Source organism: Halobacillus salinus, from assembly GCF_004684905.1.
Lineage (GTDB): Bacteria > Bacillota > Bacilli > Bacillales > Halobacillaceae > Halobacillus > Halobacillus salinus.
Genome location: NZ_SRJC01000003.1, coordinates 115,427 through 130,826, shown reverse-complemented (window position 1 = coordinate 130,826; position 15,400 = coordinate 115,427). Strand labels below are relative to the sequence as shown.

Here is a 15,400-nt window from a genome sequence, read left to right as displayed (position 1 = left end):
GTAAAAGGATTACTACTAGGCTTGTGTTTTTTCTTTTACGAATTCTACTACTTCTTCGGAAGTTCCCATAGCTAGGATCTCTTCTTTATATGAAGCCATCTCTTTCTTAGAAAGGTCACGGATCTGCGTACGTGCTGGCAAGATAGAAGTGGCGCTCATGCTGAATTCATCGAGTCCAAGTCCAAGAAGGATAGGGATTGCGATTTCATCTCCTGCCATTTCACCACACATTCCTGCCCATTTACCTTCTGCATGAGCAGCTTCAATGACGTTGTTGATCAAGTTCAGGATAGCTGGGCTGTACGGTTGGTACAAGTATGAAACGCGCTCGTTCATACGGTCAGCAGCCATAGTGTACTGGATCAAGTCGTTCGTACCGATACTGAAGAAGTCGACTTCTTTAGCGAATTGACGGGCGATTACAGCTGTTGCTGGAATTTCCACCATCATACCGACTTCGATATCACCGGATACTTCTTGGCCTTCGCTTACTAGGTTCTCACGCTCTTCATCTAGAATTGCTTTTGCCTGACGGAATTCCTCCAGAGTAGCAATCATTGGGAACATGATCTTCAAGTTGCCGTGTACGCTTGCACGTAGTAGGGCTCGAAGTTGTACGCGGAAGATATCGTCACGCTCTAGGCATAGACGAATTGCACGGTAGCCTAGGAATGGGTTCATCTCATCCGGAAGGTCCAGATAATCCAATTCCTTATCGCCACCGATGTCGAGAGTACGAACAACAACAGGCTTATCACCCATCTGCTTCAGAACAGAAGAGTATGCATCGTACTGTTCTTCTTCTGTCGGAAGCTGGCTTTTACCCATGTACAAGAATTCTGTACGGTATAGGCCGACACCTTCGCCACCGTTGTTCAATACACCTTCTACGTCATCCGGTGTACCGATGTTGGCTACAAGCTCAACGTGTTCGCCTTCAGAAGTTACAGTAGGCTCGTCTTTAAGCTTTGCCCATTCTTTCTTCTGCTCTTCGAACTGAGCTTGTTTTTCTTTGTATTCGTTGATTTGTTCCTCTGTTGGGTTCACAATCACGTCACCGCTGATTCCGTCCACAATGATCATGGAATCCTTCTCAGCTTGGGAAGTGATATTTTTCGTTCCGACCACAGCAGGGATCTCAAGGGAACGAGCCATGATAGCGGAGTGAGAGGTACGTCCACCGATATCTGTCGTAAACCCTTTAACGAACTGCTTGTTCAACTGAGCAGTGTCAGAAGGTGTAAGGTCGTCTGCTACAATTACGACTTCTTCCTGGATCAACGCTGGATCTGGGAACGTGACTTGTAGTAGGTGAGCCATTACACGCTTTGTCACATCTTGGATGTCTGCTGCACGTTCGCGCATGTATTCATTGTCCATGTTTTTGAACATGTTGATGAACATATTCGCTGTCTCGTCAAGAGCCGCTTCAGCATTTACATTCTCCGATTTGATCTTATCTTCGATCGGTTGAATAAGTTCAGGGTCACTCAGTACAAGTAAGTGGGCAGAGAAGATCTCTGCATGCTCATCACCTAGAGATTTCTTCGTATGTTCCTTGATTTTCTCAAGTTCAGACTTAGAAGTGTCCAAAGCTTCATGCAGGCGCTTCACTTCTTCTTCTGGTTGTTGGATGTCTTGTTTGCTGAAAGAAAGATCTGGCGCCTCCAGCGGATAAACTTTCGCAATCGCGATTCCGCTGGAAGCTGCAATACCTTGAAGGTGTGTCATTCGATTATTCCCCCAGGCCTTCGTTCTTCATAGTAGTAGACATGTGATCGATCGCTTCTTGCTCATCGTCACCTTCTGCTGTAATTTTAATCTCTGCGCCTGCTGGGATGCCTAGACTCATGATTCCCATGATGGATTTCAAGTTTACAGCTTTCTCCTTGTAGTGAAGGTTGATATCAGACTGATACTTTCCTGCGTTTTGTACAAGGACAGTCGCTGGACGTGCGTGCACGCCATCAGATGAAGTAATAGTAAATGTTTGTTCTTTCATTGTATATTCCTCCTTAAAAAAGTACTTATTTTGAGAGATACCCTAACTTTCTTATTTTAAGCCTTTCTAAGGTCTTTTTTCAAGAATCCTACAACAATTGCGCTAAGAATTGTTCCGGCAAGAATTGCCACAATATATAGAAGGATCTGAGTAATGCCACCTTCGATCAGCGGAATGATGATTGCGCCGCCGTGAGGGGCTGGTAGGCTGATGCCGAACAGCATGACGAGCATACCTGTAAATGCACTACCTGCAACCATAGATGGAATGACACGAACAGGGTCTGCCGCTGCGAATGGGATCGCACCTTCTGTAATGAAGAAAGCCCCAAGCGGCAATGCTGCTTTACCAGTTTCTCTCTCTTGTGCTGTGAATTTGTTTCTGAAAATAAGAGATGCAAGACCTAATGCTAGTGGCGGCACCATACCGCCTGCCATGGCAGCTGCAATAAACGTATAGTTCCCTGCATCAAGAGCCGCGATACCGAATGTGTAGGCCGCTTTGTTGACAGGACCACCCATATCAACTGCCATCATACCTCCGACAATCAGTCCGAGAAGGGCAAGGTTCGAACCGCTCATGTTCTCTAAGAATGAAAACAATCCACTGTAAATGCTAGTCAACGGTGCGTTGATTAAGAGCATGATCATACCTGTTGCAAAAATCGATAGTACCGGATAGAAGAGTACAGTCTTTAATCCGTCTAAAACTGCTGGTAATCCTTCAAGAGCCTTCTTGATCAATAGTGTCAAATAACCGGCAAGGAAACCTGCAATCAAACCGCCTAAGAAACCGGAGCCATTACCGCCACTTGCTTCAGAGGTTTGGGTAACAGCAATCAAACCACCGATCATACCAGGAGCGAAGCCAGGCTTATCGGCAATACTGGATGCAATGAAACCAGCTAGTACAGGAACAAGTAAGAAGAATGCATTTCCACCACCGATAATGCTTAGCATTTCCGCAAAGCGGTTATAATCTGCATTATCAGGGTTTGCAGAGTTAATTCCCCAGAAGAAGGAGATCGCAATCAGGATACCGCCGCCAACGACGAATGGAAGCATGTTGGATACACCATTCATCAAGTGTTTATAGAAACCGGAACGTTGGTTCTTGTCGCTTGATTCAGAAGAGGAAGACTTTCCGCCACCTTCATAGATCGGTGCATCTTTCTTAGTAGCTCTCGTAATCAGGGCTTCCGGCTCATGAATAGCTTTCGCAACTGGAACTTCAATGACCGGCTTGCCTTGGAACGGACTCATATCAACATTGACATCTGCAGCAATGATAATAGCGTCTGCCTCTCTAATATCCTCATCTGTCAAACGGTTCTTCACACCACTTGAACCGTTCGTTTGTACTTTGATTGGTACGTTCATTTCTTTAGCCGTCGCTTTCAATTTGTCTGCTGCCATGAATGTGTGTGCAATTCCGGTCGGGCAAGCAGTGACTGCAAGAATTTTTCCAGCGCTCGATGTTTCTTGTTCTTCTTCGCCTTCTTCCTCTGCTTCTTTCGCGTTGATCGCTTCGATTACATCCGCTTCTGTTTTAGCAGATTCGAGCTTCTCACGGAAGGATGTGTCCATTAGGAAAGAAGAAAGACGGGATAGCGTTTCTAAGTGTGTGTTATTCGCACCTTCAGAAGCAGCAATCATGAAGAACAAATTCGTCGGCTGACCGTCTAAAGATTCGTAATCCAACCCTTCAGAAGAGCGACCGAATGCAATGGCAGGGTCTTTAACGGCGTTCGTTTTCGCGTGTGGAATCGCAATTCCTTCGCCGATTCCCGTTGTACTTTGGTCTTCTCTCGCTTGGATAGCTTCTTTGAATCCATCGCGATCGCTTAATTTGCCAGCAGAATCTAACTTTCCTACAAGTTCATCAATCGCTTCTGGTTTAGAGCTTGCGGTCATGTTCAACAAAATCGTTTCTTTTGTCAACAAATCCGTAATTCTCATTTTGTTTCCTCCTTAATAGTAGAGATTTCTATATCATTTAATAATTGCTCAACATCTTCTTTGTTGCACAAATCATCTTGGAACGCTGTGGCGCTGCCAGAGGCAACCGCTTGGCGGAAAGCTTCTTCCACCGGTTTTGCTTGGCTGATCGCTGCGGTGAAGCCTGCGACCATCGAATCTCCAGCTCCTACAGAGTTTTTCACTGTTCCTTTAGGGACTTCGGCGAATAGCTGTTGGTCTTCCCCGATATACACAGCACCCTCTCCACCCATCGAGACGATGACGTGAGATACTCCTTGGTCGAACAACTTTCTACCATAATAAGCAGCTTGTTCTTTGGTTTCCACTTCAGCATTAAACAAGTCAGCTAGTTCGTGATGATTGGGTTTAATAAGGAAGAGGGAAGAACCGATCAGTTGCTGCAGAGCTTTACCGGAAGTATCGGCAACTAATTTCGTTCCTTGCTTCTGACAGATTTCCGCAATCTCGACGTAGAAGTCATCGGGTAGGGAAGATGGGACGCTTCCTGCGATGACGAGCGTATCGTCATCTGTCATCTCTTTCACTTGTTGGAGCAACTCTTGTTGCTTGGCTTCACTGATAAGAGGTCCTGGTCCGTTGATTTCTGTTTCATCAGAGCTCTTCAGCTTCACATTCACTCTCGTTTTTCCATCTGTTTCGATGAACTGGTTTTGAATGTGTTCTTGCTTGAGAGAATCCTTGATGAACGCTCCTGTGAAACCAGCGGTATAGCCGAGTGCGATTGTTTCTACGCCTAGCCTGGCCATTACTCTCGATACATTGATTCCCTTACCACCAGGATAGAAGAATGTTTGTTTCGCCCTGTTCAAGTCGCCTGACTTAAACTCATCGACATGCATGATGTAGTCGATGGAAGGGTTCAGTGTGCATGTGTAAATCATGTTGTCACAACCTTTACTATCGTTTTTTCCTTATATAGATCAACGTTCAAATCGTGTTGATTTGTAATGATTTCAGCTTCTTCGAGCTCAGCAAACTTTGAAAAAGCGACTTGTTCAAATTTAGTGTGATCAGCTAAGATATAGCGCTGTCTGGAGTGTTGGAGAACTGCTCGTTTGATAGCTGCTTCTTCCGGATCAGGTGTCGTATAACCGTCTTCCATATGGATGCCGTTAGTACCGACAAAACATTTATCGAATCGGTATTGATTCAATGTCTGCAAGGCACCTGTTCCGACAACTGCGCGTGTCCGGTGTTTCACCAGTCCACCGAGAACGTATGTCTTAATTTGGTGATCACTTAACAAATCTAGGTGATTCAAACCGTTGGTTACGACAATGATGTCCTTTTGCTGTAAGTGAGAGATCATTGCGTACGTAGTAGAACCTGCGTCAAGAAAAAGACAGTCTCCGTCTTTGACGAGAGAGGCAGCGTAAGAAGCGATTTTCTCCTTCTCCGATGCGTTCTTCGTTGATTTCTCTCCCATACTCGGCTCTTCACTAGCTGCCTGTAGCATGGAAGCACCGCCGTGAACCCTTTGAAGTAAACCTTTCTCTTCTAATTGGTCCAAGTCTCTTCGAATCGTCGATTCGGACGAGCCGGTTTCATCGACTAAGTCTTTGATTTTGACTGTATGATGCTTTTTGACAGATTGAAGGATTCGTTGTTGCCTTTCTGGAGTGAGCATCAGAGAGCCTCCTTTACTGTTTCTATGTACATCATACAAGAAAGCCTTTTCATTTTCAATCAAAAACAATCAAATTCATTCAAATTCGAGCAAGTTTTTATATTCGGAAAAATAAAAACAGCCACAGCATATGCTGTGGCTGGAAAGGTCAGGAAGGGATGGAAGTGTTGCTCCATTCTGTGTGGAACTGTCCTGATAATAAATGAAAGGTTTCAATTCGGTCTGGTGGAGATTGAAACATGTGATAGGAGCATTGTATCGCTGACTTGCAATAGTAGTTGATTGCCGTTTCATCTCGTTGTAAAACAAACTTCTTGAAGGTCCTTTGATTATCTTTTTCTTCAATAATGACGTTATTCAGCGTTAACTTGTTTTCTTTATCAAACGTCTCCCAATACTTACAGAACCATGAAAGGTCAGCACTCTGATCAAGCGCAGCATGAAGGAAGTGATCGATGATCTGAGCGAGCTGTAAAAAATAACATCCGTAGTCCGGAAAATGTGAGCGATCGATCTGTCGCTGTTTTCGTTCTATTAATTGAAGAATGCGTATAGTGGAACGTTCGTGTACGGGCCATTGATAGACGTGCTCCATAAGCTCATCAACGAACGTCTGCAATTCATGTTTCCAAGATGGATTCATATGTAATCACCTCATCAACATCATAATTGAAAATGATTATCAATGTCAATAGACGTGAGATTGTTGTTGATGAACATCCCCTTTTGTGCTACATTTAAACTAGTCATTTGTACGTCTTTAGGAGGTGTGGCACATCATGGAAACACTTGCAATTACTTTATTAGTGATCGATACAATTGCTCTTATCGTTCTTGTCTTGCTTCAATCAGGTAAAAGTGCCGGTCTTTCAGGAGCTATTTCTGGTGGAGCGGAGCAATTGTTTGGGAAACAAAAAGCACGCGGAATAGATGCCGTATTGCATAAAGCGACGATTATCACAGGTGTCCTTTTCTTCGTATTGGCTTTCTTGTCCGCTTATATCCTAGGTTAATATAGGAAAGCAAACCGCGCTTATTGAACAAGCGCGGTTTTTCTATATGCAGACATTCTTCCATTTTAATGCAAGATGTGCATTCATTTACGCTACCTGGATAGTGGGATATTATAGAAAGCGCGAGGAAGAAGAATGAAATATACAAATAAGGAAATAGATGAAGTAAGGAGAATCAAAATATGAAAATTAAACAACCGAAGCCCTTTACGTTTGAGGAAGGCGAACGTGCGGTATTATTACTACATGGATTTACAGGTCATTCAGCAGATGTGAGGATGCTTGGACGTTTCTTGCAGAAGCATGGCTATACATCTCATGCTCCTATTTACAGAGGACATGGACAAGAACTGGAAGCATTGATTGATGCACGGCCTGAACAGTGGTGGGAAGATGTGAGAGAAGCATTGAACCACCTGAAGGAACTGGGATACGAAAAGATTGCCGTTGCCGGCTTGTCCCTTGGTGGCGTGCTTGGCTTGAAACTTGCTTATTCCGAACCGTTGAAAGGAGTCATCACGATGTGTTCTCCGATGTTTTTCGATAACGAGAAGCAGCTTACCCAAGGGTTCGAATTCAAAGCAAGACAGTACAAGCAGTTGGAAGGGAAAGACCAAGAAACGATCGATCAAGAAGTAGAAGACATGTTAGAGAAGTCCGAACCGATGTTCCAAGAGCTCGGAAAGCTTATCGAGAGTGTACATGATGATGTGGACCAGATCTACACACCGACATTCGTAGTGCAAGCGGAACAGGATGACATGATCAACACGGAAAGTGCGAACTACATCTATGAACAAGTAGAAGCAGATCAAAAAGATATTAAATGGTACAAAAACTCAGGACATGTTATCACCATGGATAAGGAAAAGGAACAGCTGTACGAAGATGTGCTTGCCTTCCTGGAGTCCCTAGACTGGTCATAATACAGTGTCCCTATACCGAAGGAGGTATGGAGAAATGAATGAAGAGTTAAAGCAGCAGATATTAGACTATTTCAAAGAAACAGCATCGAAGCCATTATCCGTCCAAGAACTTGAAGATGAACTCCAACTGGAAGACGCCGGTGGTTTCCGAGAATTGATGAAGACGTTGAATGCTCTTGAAGAAGAAGGGGAATTAGTCCGGACAAGAAAGAACCGCTTCGGTCTCCCGGAGAAAATGAATTTGATTCGCGGTCGCATCCAAATGCACGCTAAAGGATTCGCTTTCTTGATACCAGATGAAGAAGACAAAGATGATGTCTACATTCACCATTCCGATTTGCATTCTGCCATGAACAACGACAAAGTCCTTGTCCGGATCGAGAAGCGTGATGATGAAGGGCAACGCCCGGAAGGTACCGTCATCCGTATCGTAGAACGTGCCACGACTCGCATCGTTGGTACGTACGAATCAAGTCGTAACTTTGGCTTCGTCATTGCAGATGACAAGCGGATTCCGAACGATATTTTCATTCCAAAAGGGCAAACGAACGGAGCAGTCGACGGGCATAAAGTCATTGTCGAAATTACGAAATTCCCAGAGGATAGAATGAGTGCAGAAGGGGAGATCACGGAAATACTTGGGCATAAGAACGACCCAGGTATTGATATTATCTCCATCATCCATAAACACGGTATCAAAGTGGAGTTTCCAGATGAAGTACTTGAGCAAGCGGCAGAAACCCCTGATCAAATTTCCGAGGACGAAATAAAGAACCGAAGAGACTTGCGTGATGAAACCATCGTTACCATCGATGGGGCGGATGCTAAAGACTTAGATGATGCCGTAACCGTTAAGAAATTGGAGAATGGCAACTTTAAGCTTGGTGTTCACATTGCCGATGTTACCTACTACGTAGGGGAAGGCTCTCCGATAGATCAGGAGGCAAGGGAACGAGCGACAAGTGTGTACTTAGTCGATCGAGTCATTCCGATGATTCCGCACCGTTTATCAAACGGGATATGTTCCTTGAATCCTCAAGTCGATCGTCTCACATTATCTTGTGAAATGGAGATTGACGCGAGTGGAGACGTCGTCGGTCATGAAATTTTCCAAAGTGTTATCAAAACGAATGAGCGGATGACATATAAGGACGTAAACAGCATTCTTGAAGACGATGATGAGGAATTGATCGAAAAATATAAAAGCCTCGTCCCAATGTTCCGTGATATGGCAGGACTTGCGAAGACACTTCGTGAAAAGCGAATGCGTCGCGGTGCGATTGACTTCGACTTTAAGGAAGCGGGCGTCGTAGTTGATGAGGAAGGGAAAGCAGTCGATGTACGCTTGCGTGAGCGTTCCGTCGCTGAACGCCTCATCGAAGAATTCATGCTTGCAGCGAACGAAACGATTGCAGAACACTTCCATTGGATGGAAGTGCCGTTCATCCACCGTGTCCACCAAGACCCGGACGAAGGCAAATTGCAGAACTTCTTCGAGTTTGTAGCGAATATGGGCTACGTCGTGAAAGGGACTGCGGATAATGTTCATCCACAAGCGTTACAGAAAGTCCTGGAGGAAGTGAAGGGTACACAAGAGGATATGATCATTTCGAAATTGATGCTTCGTTCGATGCAGCAGGCGAAGTATGATCCTCAAAGCCTGGGCCACTTCGGTCTGGCGACAGATTTCTATACCCACTTCACATCGCCGATCCGTCGTTATCCGGACTTGATCGTACACCGTCTCATCCGAACGTATTTAGTAGAAGAGAAGTTGGATCAAAAAACTCAGAAGCACTGGAAAGACCAGCTTCCTGAAATTGCTCGCCATTCATCTGAAATGGAGCGAGCAGCTGTTGATGCAGAGCGGGAAACAGACGATCTGAAGAAAGCAGAATACATGCAAGATAAAATCGGGGAAGAGTATGAGGGTGTAATCAGCTCTGTCACAAGCTTCGGTATGTTCGTCGAATTGCCGAATACCGTGGAAGGTCTGGTCCACGTTAGTACCCTGACAGATGATTATTATCAATTCCACGAAAAACAGTTCGCTATGATTGGGGAACGGACCGGTAACGTCTTCCGTATTGGGGATGAAGTGACCATCCGTGTCACAAACGTCAACTTGGACGAGCGTGTCGTAGATTTCGAAATCGATGGGATGAAGCCACGGAAGGAACGCCCTAAACGTCCAGAGCGACCGAAGAAAATCGATTCCAAATCACCGGATCGCAAAGTCCGTGACCGTAAGAAAAAGAAGAAACAAAAAGGTAATAAACCGTTTTACAAAAACAAAGGTGTCCCGAAAAAGGGACGTAAGAAGAAAAAGTAATGAAAAAAAGCGTAAGAGGGATGTCTCCCTCTTACGCTTTTTTATATCTTTATGCACTCACAGCGCTTCTCACTTGAGCGATATCTTGTTCATTCAAATGGGTGGCCGTTTGGTCCAAGTCGAACTCGACACAGCGTGCCCAAGTCGAAAGCTCCACTTCATCGATCTGGTGGTTGTTTTTCACAACCCCGTCTTCTTTGGAGCAGATCTGATAAGAAACGAACAGCTTGTCTTTTACAAGCTCCGCTTCATGAGCGACAGAAACGAACGTCCAACTGTCTTTAGCAGTTTCTACCCAGTCATCCGCGAGCGTGTCTTCCACATTCGGCTGATAGACATGTGGTTCGTTGTGGTCGAAAAACTGCATGCGTCCTCTATCGTCTTTGAAAATATAGCCTTGATTGTTCCATGATTTACGTGACAGTGCGTGTCCCTCATCTAGCAGGCGAGCTGCAAATAAAAAGTTCATTTCCATGTTCCTTTCTACGCATTTTAAATTATCCTTAGAGGATTTTAATGACGACGCCAAGCGATGTCAACGGTTGTCACAGAACCATCACAATGAAAAGGCTTTAACAATGTTAAGAGGGATTTTGGTTCAATAAAAGCCCCTCGAAATCTTCAAGAGGGGCTTCAGGTAGTTAGAATGTGTACGTGATTCAGGAGTGCTGCCAGTTTCCATATAAGATCCATGGTTCTTGTACATCATATGCGGACAAATCCGGGATATTCTTAAAGCCTTGAGCGGAAAAATCTATCCAGCAGCCTGCGTTATCAGGGTTTTGATTCCAGTGATCTTGTAACGTCTCAAAGAAGCCGGGTTGGTCGTAATGATCGTCCCAGAAATACTTCACATGCGAGTAATCGTATTTCTTCGTATCATTCCGTATGATGACAAACCGTTGTTGGTCAGGACTTAAGTAGAAGCTGGATTCCTCGAGGTAGTCGTCTGTGAATAAGGATTTGTCATAAGGGAAGGGATAATAACATTCATATGGGAACATATCGAGTGCATTGCTTTCCAAACTGTCCAACAAACGATATTTCTCATTCAAATCTTCCACTCGGTTCCATACGGGACCTTTTGTATGGCCGGAAAGTTTTTCAGGCTCTTTCAGCGTTAGGTAATGGATGACGGGTCCTTGCTCGATGCCGAGCTTTTGCAGTACTCGGCGGGCGGGGATATTTCCTAGGTGTGTATTCGCACCTACCCACTCGACATCCGGGACACGCTTCAAGTGATCTACGATTGGTTCAAGCAGTCTTGTAGCATTTCCTTTCTGCTGGAAGCGACGATCGCTCCGCAACCGGCCGAGCATGGCGAATTTATTCTGACCGAACAAGCTGTACCCTGCAACGGCAAGCATCTGTTCCTCTTGGAATAGACCAAATAGTTGATGACTGTCCGATTCGATCAACCGGTCAAATATGCGAACAACATAATCGTCTTCGATTCCTGTTTCCATTGCCATTAAGGCGGGAAGGTCATCTATAGTGAGCATCTTAACATGCGCAACTTGTTCCATCTTTATCGCTCTCCTCTTACTCGAACTTTCTAAAATTATAGTCTCATATATGGAAGAAAAAAGTCCATTCATAATGTTTGGAGGGAAAAGAGGGGATTCGTTGGAAATCAGGGGGACTTTTGATAAAATGAAGGGTACGCAATAGAGGAGGAAAGCCGTTATGCCAAGAGGAAATGGAAAAACAATCGCTCAAAATAAAAAAGCCAGACATGACTTTACGATTGAAGAGACGTTTGAAGCTGGTATCGTGCTTCAAGGTACGGAGATCAAGTCGATCCGTAATGGACGAATCAACTTGAAAGACAGCTTCGCACGCGTGAACAATGGGGAAGTCTTCCTTCACAATATGCATATCTCGCCGTATGAGCAAGGAAACATCTACAATCACGAACCGACAAGAGCAAGGAAGCTCTTACTGCATCGTAAAGAAATTAATCAATTGATCGGCCAAACCCAGCAAAAAGGCTATTCGCTCGTGCCGTTAAAGGTATATATCAAGAATGGCGTAGCGAAAGTACTGATCGGTCTTGGACGAGGCAAGAAGAAATACGATAAGCGTGAAGACCTGAAACGCAAGCAGCAGAATCGCGAAATCGACCGTGCTATCAAGGACAGCTTGAAGTAGACTTGATATTTATTGTGATTGTGCTATAATATTAATTGTCGCTTGAGGCGACAAACGCACAAGAGCTTGACGCTCTGTTTTAATCCTAACGGGGACGTTACGGATTCGACGGGGATAGGTCGAGCTCGGGTCGCAAGTCGAGGCGACGACTCGTAAAACGTCATTTGCCTAAATATAACTGGCGAATCTAACGAAAACCTAGCTGTAGCTGCGTAAGTAGTCTATAGCTGATCCTTCCTGGCATCGCCCATGTGCTAGATCGAAGGGTCCCAAACTGAAGTGGGCTACGCGTTCTTCCACCGCCTGAGGAAGGACGAAGAGACTAATCAGGCTAGCACCTCGGAAGCCTGTCGGTAGGTCGAAGAGGATGCGAAATATAATATATCGACTACGCTTGTAGAAGCCCGAGTGCCGATATCTCCGGACGTGGGTTCGACTCCCACCGTCTCCACCAATACATATATTGGTGGTTTTTTTATGGTCAAAAATCGTACCTAACATAAAGGACATGCCTATGAAAGGGCATGTCCTTTTGCATTAGGAAATGAACTGCAGGATCGATTTAGCTTGTGATGATACCAAATCGTAGTGCTCCCCAGTTAAGGAAGGCGATGAATTCTCGTGGCTGAATAAGGATACGTTCATAAAACTATTCACATCTTTCACCTGAGAGGACAACGCATGAATCGTCTGGGAGTGAGCAGGAGTTCCTGAGACAATCAAGTTCTTTACAGACGACTTTGATATGTACTGCAGAAAATCCTCCAGAGGCAGGTCAGTGTTCAAGTCCTCGACCTCTAATAACTCGAGCTTATAACCCGTGGAAACTAAGAGGTCTGCTAGAATTTGATTTCGTATATGCCCTTTCTCTCCTACGGTAATGAATACGACCGGCTCTTGTTCCATGATGGTGGCATTGGCGTATTCGTTGCTCTTGATACCCATGATCCTTCTTAACTTTGGCAGAGCGATGAGGAGTTCAGAGCGCTTGATCTGTTGTTGGCGATCTTTCTGCTCCATTTCATTCATCGCTTTTTCAAATAGTTGAATGAAAACATCCTCTATTTTGTATCCGTCTTCTAATTCGGAAATATACTCAAGCACTTTCTGGTCTTCTTCGTGAAGAAGAGAGTGGATGAATTTCCTCCAAACTTTTTGATAGCGTTCTTCTTTCCTTTCACGCCAGCTGATGATTCTTTCAATATAAACCGATTTGTCAGAGGGGAGCATGAAAGCTTTCCCATTTACATTTACTTTGCATATGGTCGGCAGTGATTCTAGCATTTCCACGACTTCCGCTTCTGAACCATCATTTAATTGTACGGTTGTTTTTGGTGGATAGATATTGAGCGTATCAATGAAATGATACAGCATCTTCTGATCATAATCTTCCTGCTCAGAGAGGAGGATCATCAGAGCCTTCGGAGCGCTGAAAGCTTTTCTGTAGGAGCGGTCCAATGTCAAAGCGGAATATACATCGATAACCCTAAGGAGACGTAACTCATCCGAGAAATAGTCATATGCCTCGTTGAGTTGGTCTGGATATCCCGTCCCCTTCAGTTTCTCATGGTGAGACCTCGCAAGCTCAACTTTTTCCTGTTCGTAATCTTTTTCTAGTAAGATGGCTTGGCCTTTTTTTGTGTGGTTTTGGATCATTTCATATTCGTATCCTGTAAGCTTTGTCTGTTTTTTTAAGATGTGATGGGGGATTTGCAGTTTGCCTATGTCATGCAGCAAACATCCGATGGCAAAGGCTTCTACATCTCCCTTCAGCACTTTCTTACCCGTGAAATAGCCAAGGATGAAGGCATCGATCGAATGTGTGAAGGTGTGTTCATCATGGTGATAAAGCTTCATCAACAACTTCTTGGTTTGAGGGTTCTGTAACACTCTAATGAACAGCTCTCGTGCCTCTGCTAATGTTTGAGAAGGGTTTAGAAGCTCTCCGTACCTCGTCTCTTTCACAAGCTTTACGATCTGTTGGTGAAATAGTTTATGAAGGAATTGCTGTTGCTTCTTTTCATTCTTTGTATCTTCCTCTACGGTGACTGTCTCGCTTTCTCCGCCGACGACTTGGATTCTATCTAACCCCCACTTTATAAACCGTTTAATATGGTTGTCCGAAATCTTTGTCCCTTTGGGAAGCACCAGAGTATCGTTTTTATAGATGTCTTCTGCAAGTATGTGCTCGGTTGTAAGTTCTTTTGGATGGTACGTGATACTCATCATGATCCCCCTTTTATTCGTCACTTTTCCTTATCTTATGACAAAAATTGGAGAGAATCTAGTTGGAAGGGTCAAAAAAATGTGGCATCGAGCAACATCGGATCTGATCAGGAAGATTCGCGGATCAAAGGTAGCGTCATGCACCGGATTCCCCCTCCGCCTTTCTCGAGTTCATCCACTTCCACTTCAATGACATTATGGTACTTTAGAACGTCATGGTGATGGAGCACACGCTTATTTCTCTTGGAACTTGCAAGAATCGTTTCCGGGTTCAAGTTCAGGAAATTGATATCAGGGAGCGTACTCTTGATGTCATTCGTCCAGACCGGCTCGATTCCATGTCGGTGCAGAAAATCTCCCAGCATGAAATACGCACCACCCGCTTGAGTCAGAACGCGGACAGGGAAGAACCGCATATAACTTTTGGCAAGAAAATGTCTTGGCCCGACCATATTAGCGTTCATATCTAGGTGCATCGTATCTGCTCTACGGGGTAGGTCGATTGCGGCGACTTCGGAGAAACCGGCAGCAAACATCTTCTCGCGGACCGCTTCGACGCTCTCCATACTGCTTCTCACGCCGACATTGATTAAAACAGCATCGCGATTCAACACGTACACATCCCCGAACTCTAGTGCTTTCCATTTCTCGTCTCGGATCATCTCAAATTGATTAGATGGAATCCACTGAGAAAGTAATTGGTGGGACAAAATGTACTCCGGCCGTCTCATGGAAGTAGCTGCTTCTCCACCGATGACGGTCTTTCCGCAAACGCCTGCTAAGTCTCTAGTGAATAGTCGGTTAATCAACTGGTCATGAAAAGGCTTGTCTTGTTCCGCGATATAGACAGAGTAATCGATCACCATCGCACCAGAATCCTTTATAGCTTCTACCATGGCTGCATGTTGATGTTCCGCCTTCTTATAGTCAAAAGGGCTTTCCCACTGGACATCGGTTGCAGTTTGTTGATCAGGCACGTCCAATGGCGCAGGGGAACAAACAAGTACCGCTTTCAATAAATCGTGTTCACTGTAACAGCTTGGATAAAGTTCCATTCGCATTCACTCCTTGTCCTTTTACTATCTCCTTAGCGACATCACATATTCTCGTGCTTTCTTCTAAC

The 15,400-nt window shown here is 44.7% G+C and carries 14 protein-coding genes and 1 other RNA gene; 5 read left to right on the top strand and 10 right to left on the bottom strand.

Annotated features, from left to right (window positions below; translation table 11 throughout):
- Window positions 1–15 precede the first annotated feature (15 nt).
- The 6 genes from ptsP to E4663_RS13115 form a co-directional block, all read right to left on the bottom strand.
- Window positions 16–1,731 (bottom strand): phosphoenolpyruvate--protein phosphotransferase, encoded by a 1,716-nt coding sequence (gene ptsP, locus E4663_RS13140; protein WP_135327956.1) that lies wholly within the window; start codon window positions 1,729–1,731, stop codon window positions 16–18.
- A 4-nt stretch (window positions 1,732–1,735) separates the two neighbouring features.
- A complete protein-coding gene (locus tag E4663_RS13135) occupies window positions 1,736–2,002 on the bottom strand; it encodes a phosphocarrier protein HPr (protein ID WP_079478251.1) in 267 nt (88 codons plus the stop codon).
- A gap of 56 nt (window positions 2,003–2,058) precedes the next feature.
- Window positions 2,059–3,960, bottom strand: a complete 1,902-nt coding sequence (locus E4663_RS13130; protein ID WP_135327955.1) for a PTS fructose transporter subunit IIABC — start codon at window positions 3,958–3,960, stop codon at window positions 2,059–2,061.
- Window positions 3,957–4,883: a 1-phosphofructokinase gene (pfkB, locus tag E4663_RS13125; protein WP_079478253.1), complete on the bottom strand. Its 927-nt coding sequence runs from the start codon at window positions 4,881–4,883 to the stop codon at window positions 3,957–3,959. The genes E4663_RS13130 and pfkB overlap by 4 nt, the downstream gene beginning before the upstream one ends.
- Window positions 4,880–5,629: a DeoR/GlpR family DNA-binding transcription regulator gene (locus E4663_RS13120; protein WP_079478254.1), complete on the bottom strand. Its 750-nt coding sequence runs from the start codon at window positions 5,627–5,629 to the stop codon at window positions 4,880–4,882. Before E4663_RS13120 ends, pfkB begins: the two co-directional genes overlap by 4 nt.
- A gap of 148 nt (window positions 5,630–5,777) precedes the next feature.
- Window positions 5,778–6,272, bottom strand: a complete 495-nt coding sequence (locus E4663_RS13115; RefSeq protein WP_135327954.1) for a hypothetical protein — start codon at window positions 6,270–6,272, stop codon at window positions 5,778–5,780.
- 136 nt (window positions 6,273–6,408) lie between these two features.
- Between E4663_RS13115 and secG the strand changes: the two genes are divergently transcribed.
- From secG to rnr, 3 genes are all read left to right on the top strand, one after another.
- On the top strand, window positions 6,409–6,642 hold the full coding sequence (gene secG / locus E4663_RS13110) for a preprotein translocase subunit SecG (protein ID WP_079478256.1): 234 nt from the start codon (window positions 6,409–6,411) through the stop codon (window positions 6,640–6,642).
- 182 nt (window positions 6,643–6,824) lie between these two features.
- Window positions 6,825–7,568, top strand: a complete 744-nt coding sequence (locus E4663_RS13105; protein ID WP_135327953.1) for an alpha/beta hydrolase — start codon at window positions 6,825–6,827, stop codon at window positions 7,566–7,568.
- 34 nt (window positions 7,569–7,602) lie between these two features.
- The gene (gene rnr, locus E4663_RS13100; RefSeq protein WP_135327952.1) at window positions 7,603–9,900 is read left to right on the top strand and encodes a ribonuclease R; all 2,298 of its coding nucleotides are present in this window, start codon (window positions 7,603–7,605) and stop codon (window positions 9,898–9,900) included.
- Window positions 9,901–9,949: 49 nt separating this feature from the next.
- Here the strand turns inward: rnr and E4663_RS13095 are convergent, their stop codons facing one another.
- The gene (locus E4663_RS13095; protein ID WP_158290494.1) at window positions 9,950–10,369 is read right to left on the bottom strand and encodes a Thoeris anti-defense Tad2 family protein; all 420 of its coding nucleotides are present in this window, start codon (window positions 10,367–10,369) and stop codon (window positions 9,950–9,952) included.
- Between the two features lie 190 nt (window positions 10,370–10,559).
- Window positions 10,560–11,426 carry a GNAT family N-acetyltransferase gene (locus E4663_RS13090; RefSeq protein WP_135327950.1) on the bottom strand — a complete coding sequence of 289 codons (867 nt, stop codon included), beginning with the start codon at window positions 11,424–11,426 and terminating at the stop codon, window positions 10,560–10,562.
- 160 nt (window positions 11,427–11,586) lie between these two features.
- On the opposite strand from E4663_RS13090, the gene smpB reads away from it, so the two are divergent.
- Window positions 11,587–12,051 carry an SsrA-binding protein SmpB gene (gene smpB, locus E4663_RS13085; protein ID WP_079478261.1) on the top strand — a complete coding sequence of 155 codons (465 nt, stop codon included), beginning with the start codon at window positions 11,587–11,589 and terminating at the stop codon, window positions 12,049–12,051.
- 90 nt (window positions 12,052–12,141) lie between these two features.
- Window positions 12,142–12,505, top strand: a transfer-messenger RNA (tmRNA) gene (gene ssrA / locus E4663_RS13080).
- A gap of 83 nt (window positions 12,506–12,588) precedes the next feature.
- On the opposite strand, the gene E4663_RS13075 is transcribed toward ssrA, so the two are convergent.
- Together E4663_RS13075 and E4663_RS13070 are read right to left on the bottom strand one after the other, a co-directional pair.
- Window positions 12,589–14,277, bottom strand: a complete 1,689-nt coding sequence (locus E4663_RS13075) for an HD domain-containing phosphohydrolase (protein ID WP_158290493.1) — start codon at window positions 14,275–14,277, stop codon at window positions 12,589–12,591.
- Between the two features lie 107 nt (window positions 14,278–14,384).
- Window positions 14,385–15,332, bottom strand: coding sequence for an arginine deiminase family protein (locus E4663_RS13070; protein WP_135327948.1), 948 nt, complete (start codon window positions 15,330–15,332; stop codon window positions 14,385–14,387).
- Window positions 15,333–15,400 lie beyond the last annotated feature (68 nt).

What these genes read in the sequence shown, in the direction of transcription:
- ptsP (WP_135327956.1), bottom strand. Translation starts at nt 1,731, where the DNA reads ATGACACACCTTCAAGGTATTGCAGCTTCCAGCGGAATCGCGATTGCG.
- E4663_RS13135 (WP_079478251.1), bottom strand. Translation starts at nt 2,002, where the DNA reads ATGAAAGAACAAACATTTACTATTACTTCATCTGATGGCGTGCACGCA.
- E4663_RS13130 (WP_135327955.1), bottom strand. Translation starts at nt 3,960, where the DNA reads ATGAGAATTACGGATTTGTTGACAAAAGAAACGATTTTGTTGAACATG.
- pfkB (WP_079478253.1), bottom strand. Translation starts at nt 4,883, where the DNA reads ATGATTTACACATGCACACTGAACCCTTCCATCGACTACATCATGCAT.
- E4663_RS13120 (WP_079478254.1), bottom strand. Translation starts at nt 5,629, where the DNA reads ATGCTCACTCCAGAAAGGCAACAACGAATCCTTCAATCTGTCAAAAAG.
- E4663_RS13115 (WP_135327954.1), bottom strand. Translation starts at nt 6,272, where the DNA reads ATGAATCCATCTTGGAAACATGAATTGCAGACGTTCGTTGATGAGCTT.
- secG (WP_079478256.1), top strand. Translation starts at nt 6,409, where the DNA reads ATGGAAACACTTGCAATTACTTTATTAGTGATCGATACAATTGCTCTT.
- E4663_RS13105 (WP_135327953.1), top strand. Translation starts at nt 6,825, where the DNA reads ATGAAAATTAAACAACCGAAGCCCTTTACGTTTGAGGAAGGCGAACGT.
- rnr (WP_135327952.1), top strand. Translation starts at nt 7,603, where the DNA reads ATGAATGAAGAGTTAAAGCAGCAGATATTAGACTATTTCAAAGAAACA.
- E4663_RS13095 (WP_158290494.1), bottom strand. Translation starts at nt 10,369, where the DNA reads ATGAACTTTTTATTTGCAGCTCGCCTGCTAGATGAGGGACACGCACTG.
- E4663_RS13090 (WP_135327950.1), bottom strand. Translation starts at nt 11,426, where the DNA reads ATGGAACAAGTTGCGCATGTTAAGATGCTCACTATAGATGACCTTCCC.
- smpB (WP_079478261.1), top strand. Translation starts at nt 11,587, where the DNA reads ATGCCAAGAGGAAATGGAAAAACAATCGCTCAAAATAAAAAAGCCAGA.
- E4663_RS13075 (WP_158290493.1), bottom strand. Translation starts at nt 14,277, where the DNA reads ATGAGTATCACGTACCATCCAAAAGAACTTACAACCGAGCACATACTT.
- E4663_RS13070 (WP_135327948.1), bottom strand. Translation starts at nt 15,332, where the DNA reads ATGGAACTTTATCCAAGCTGTTACAGTGAACACGATTTATTGAAAGCG.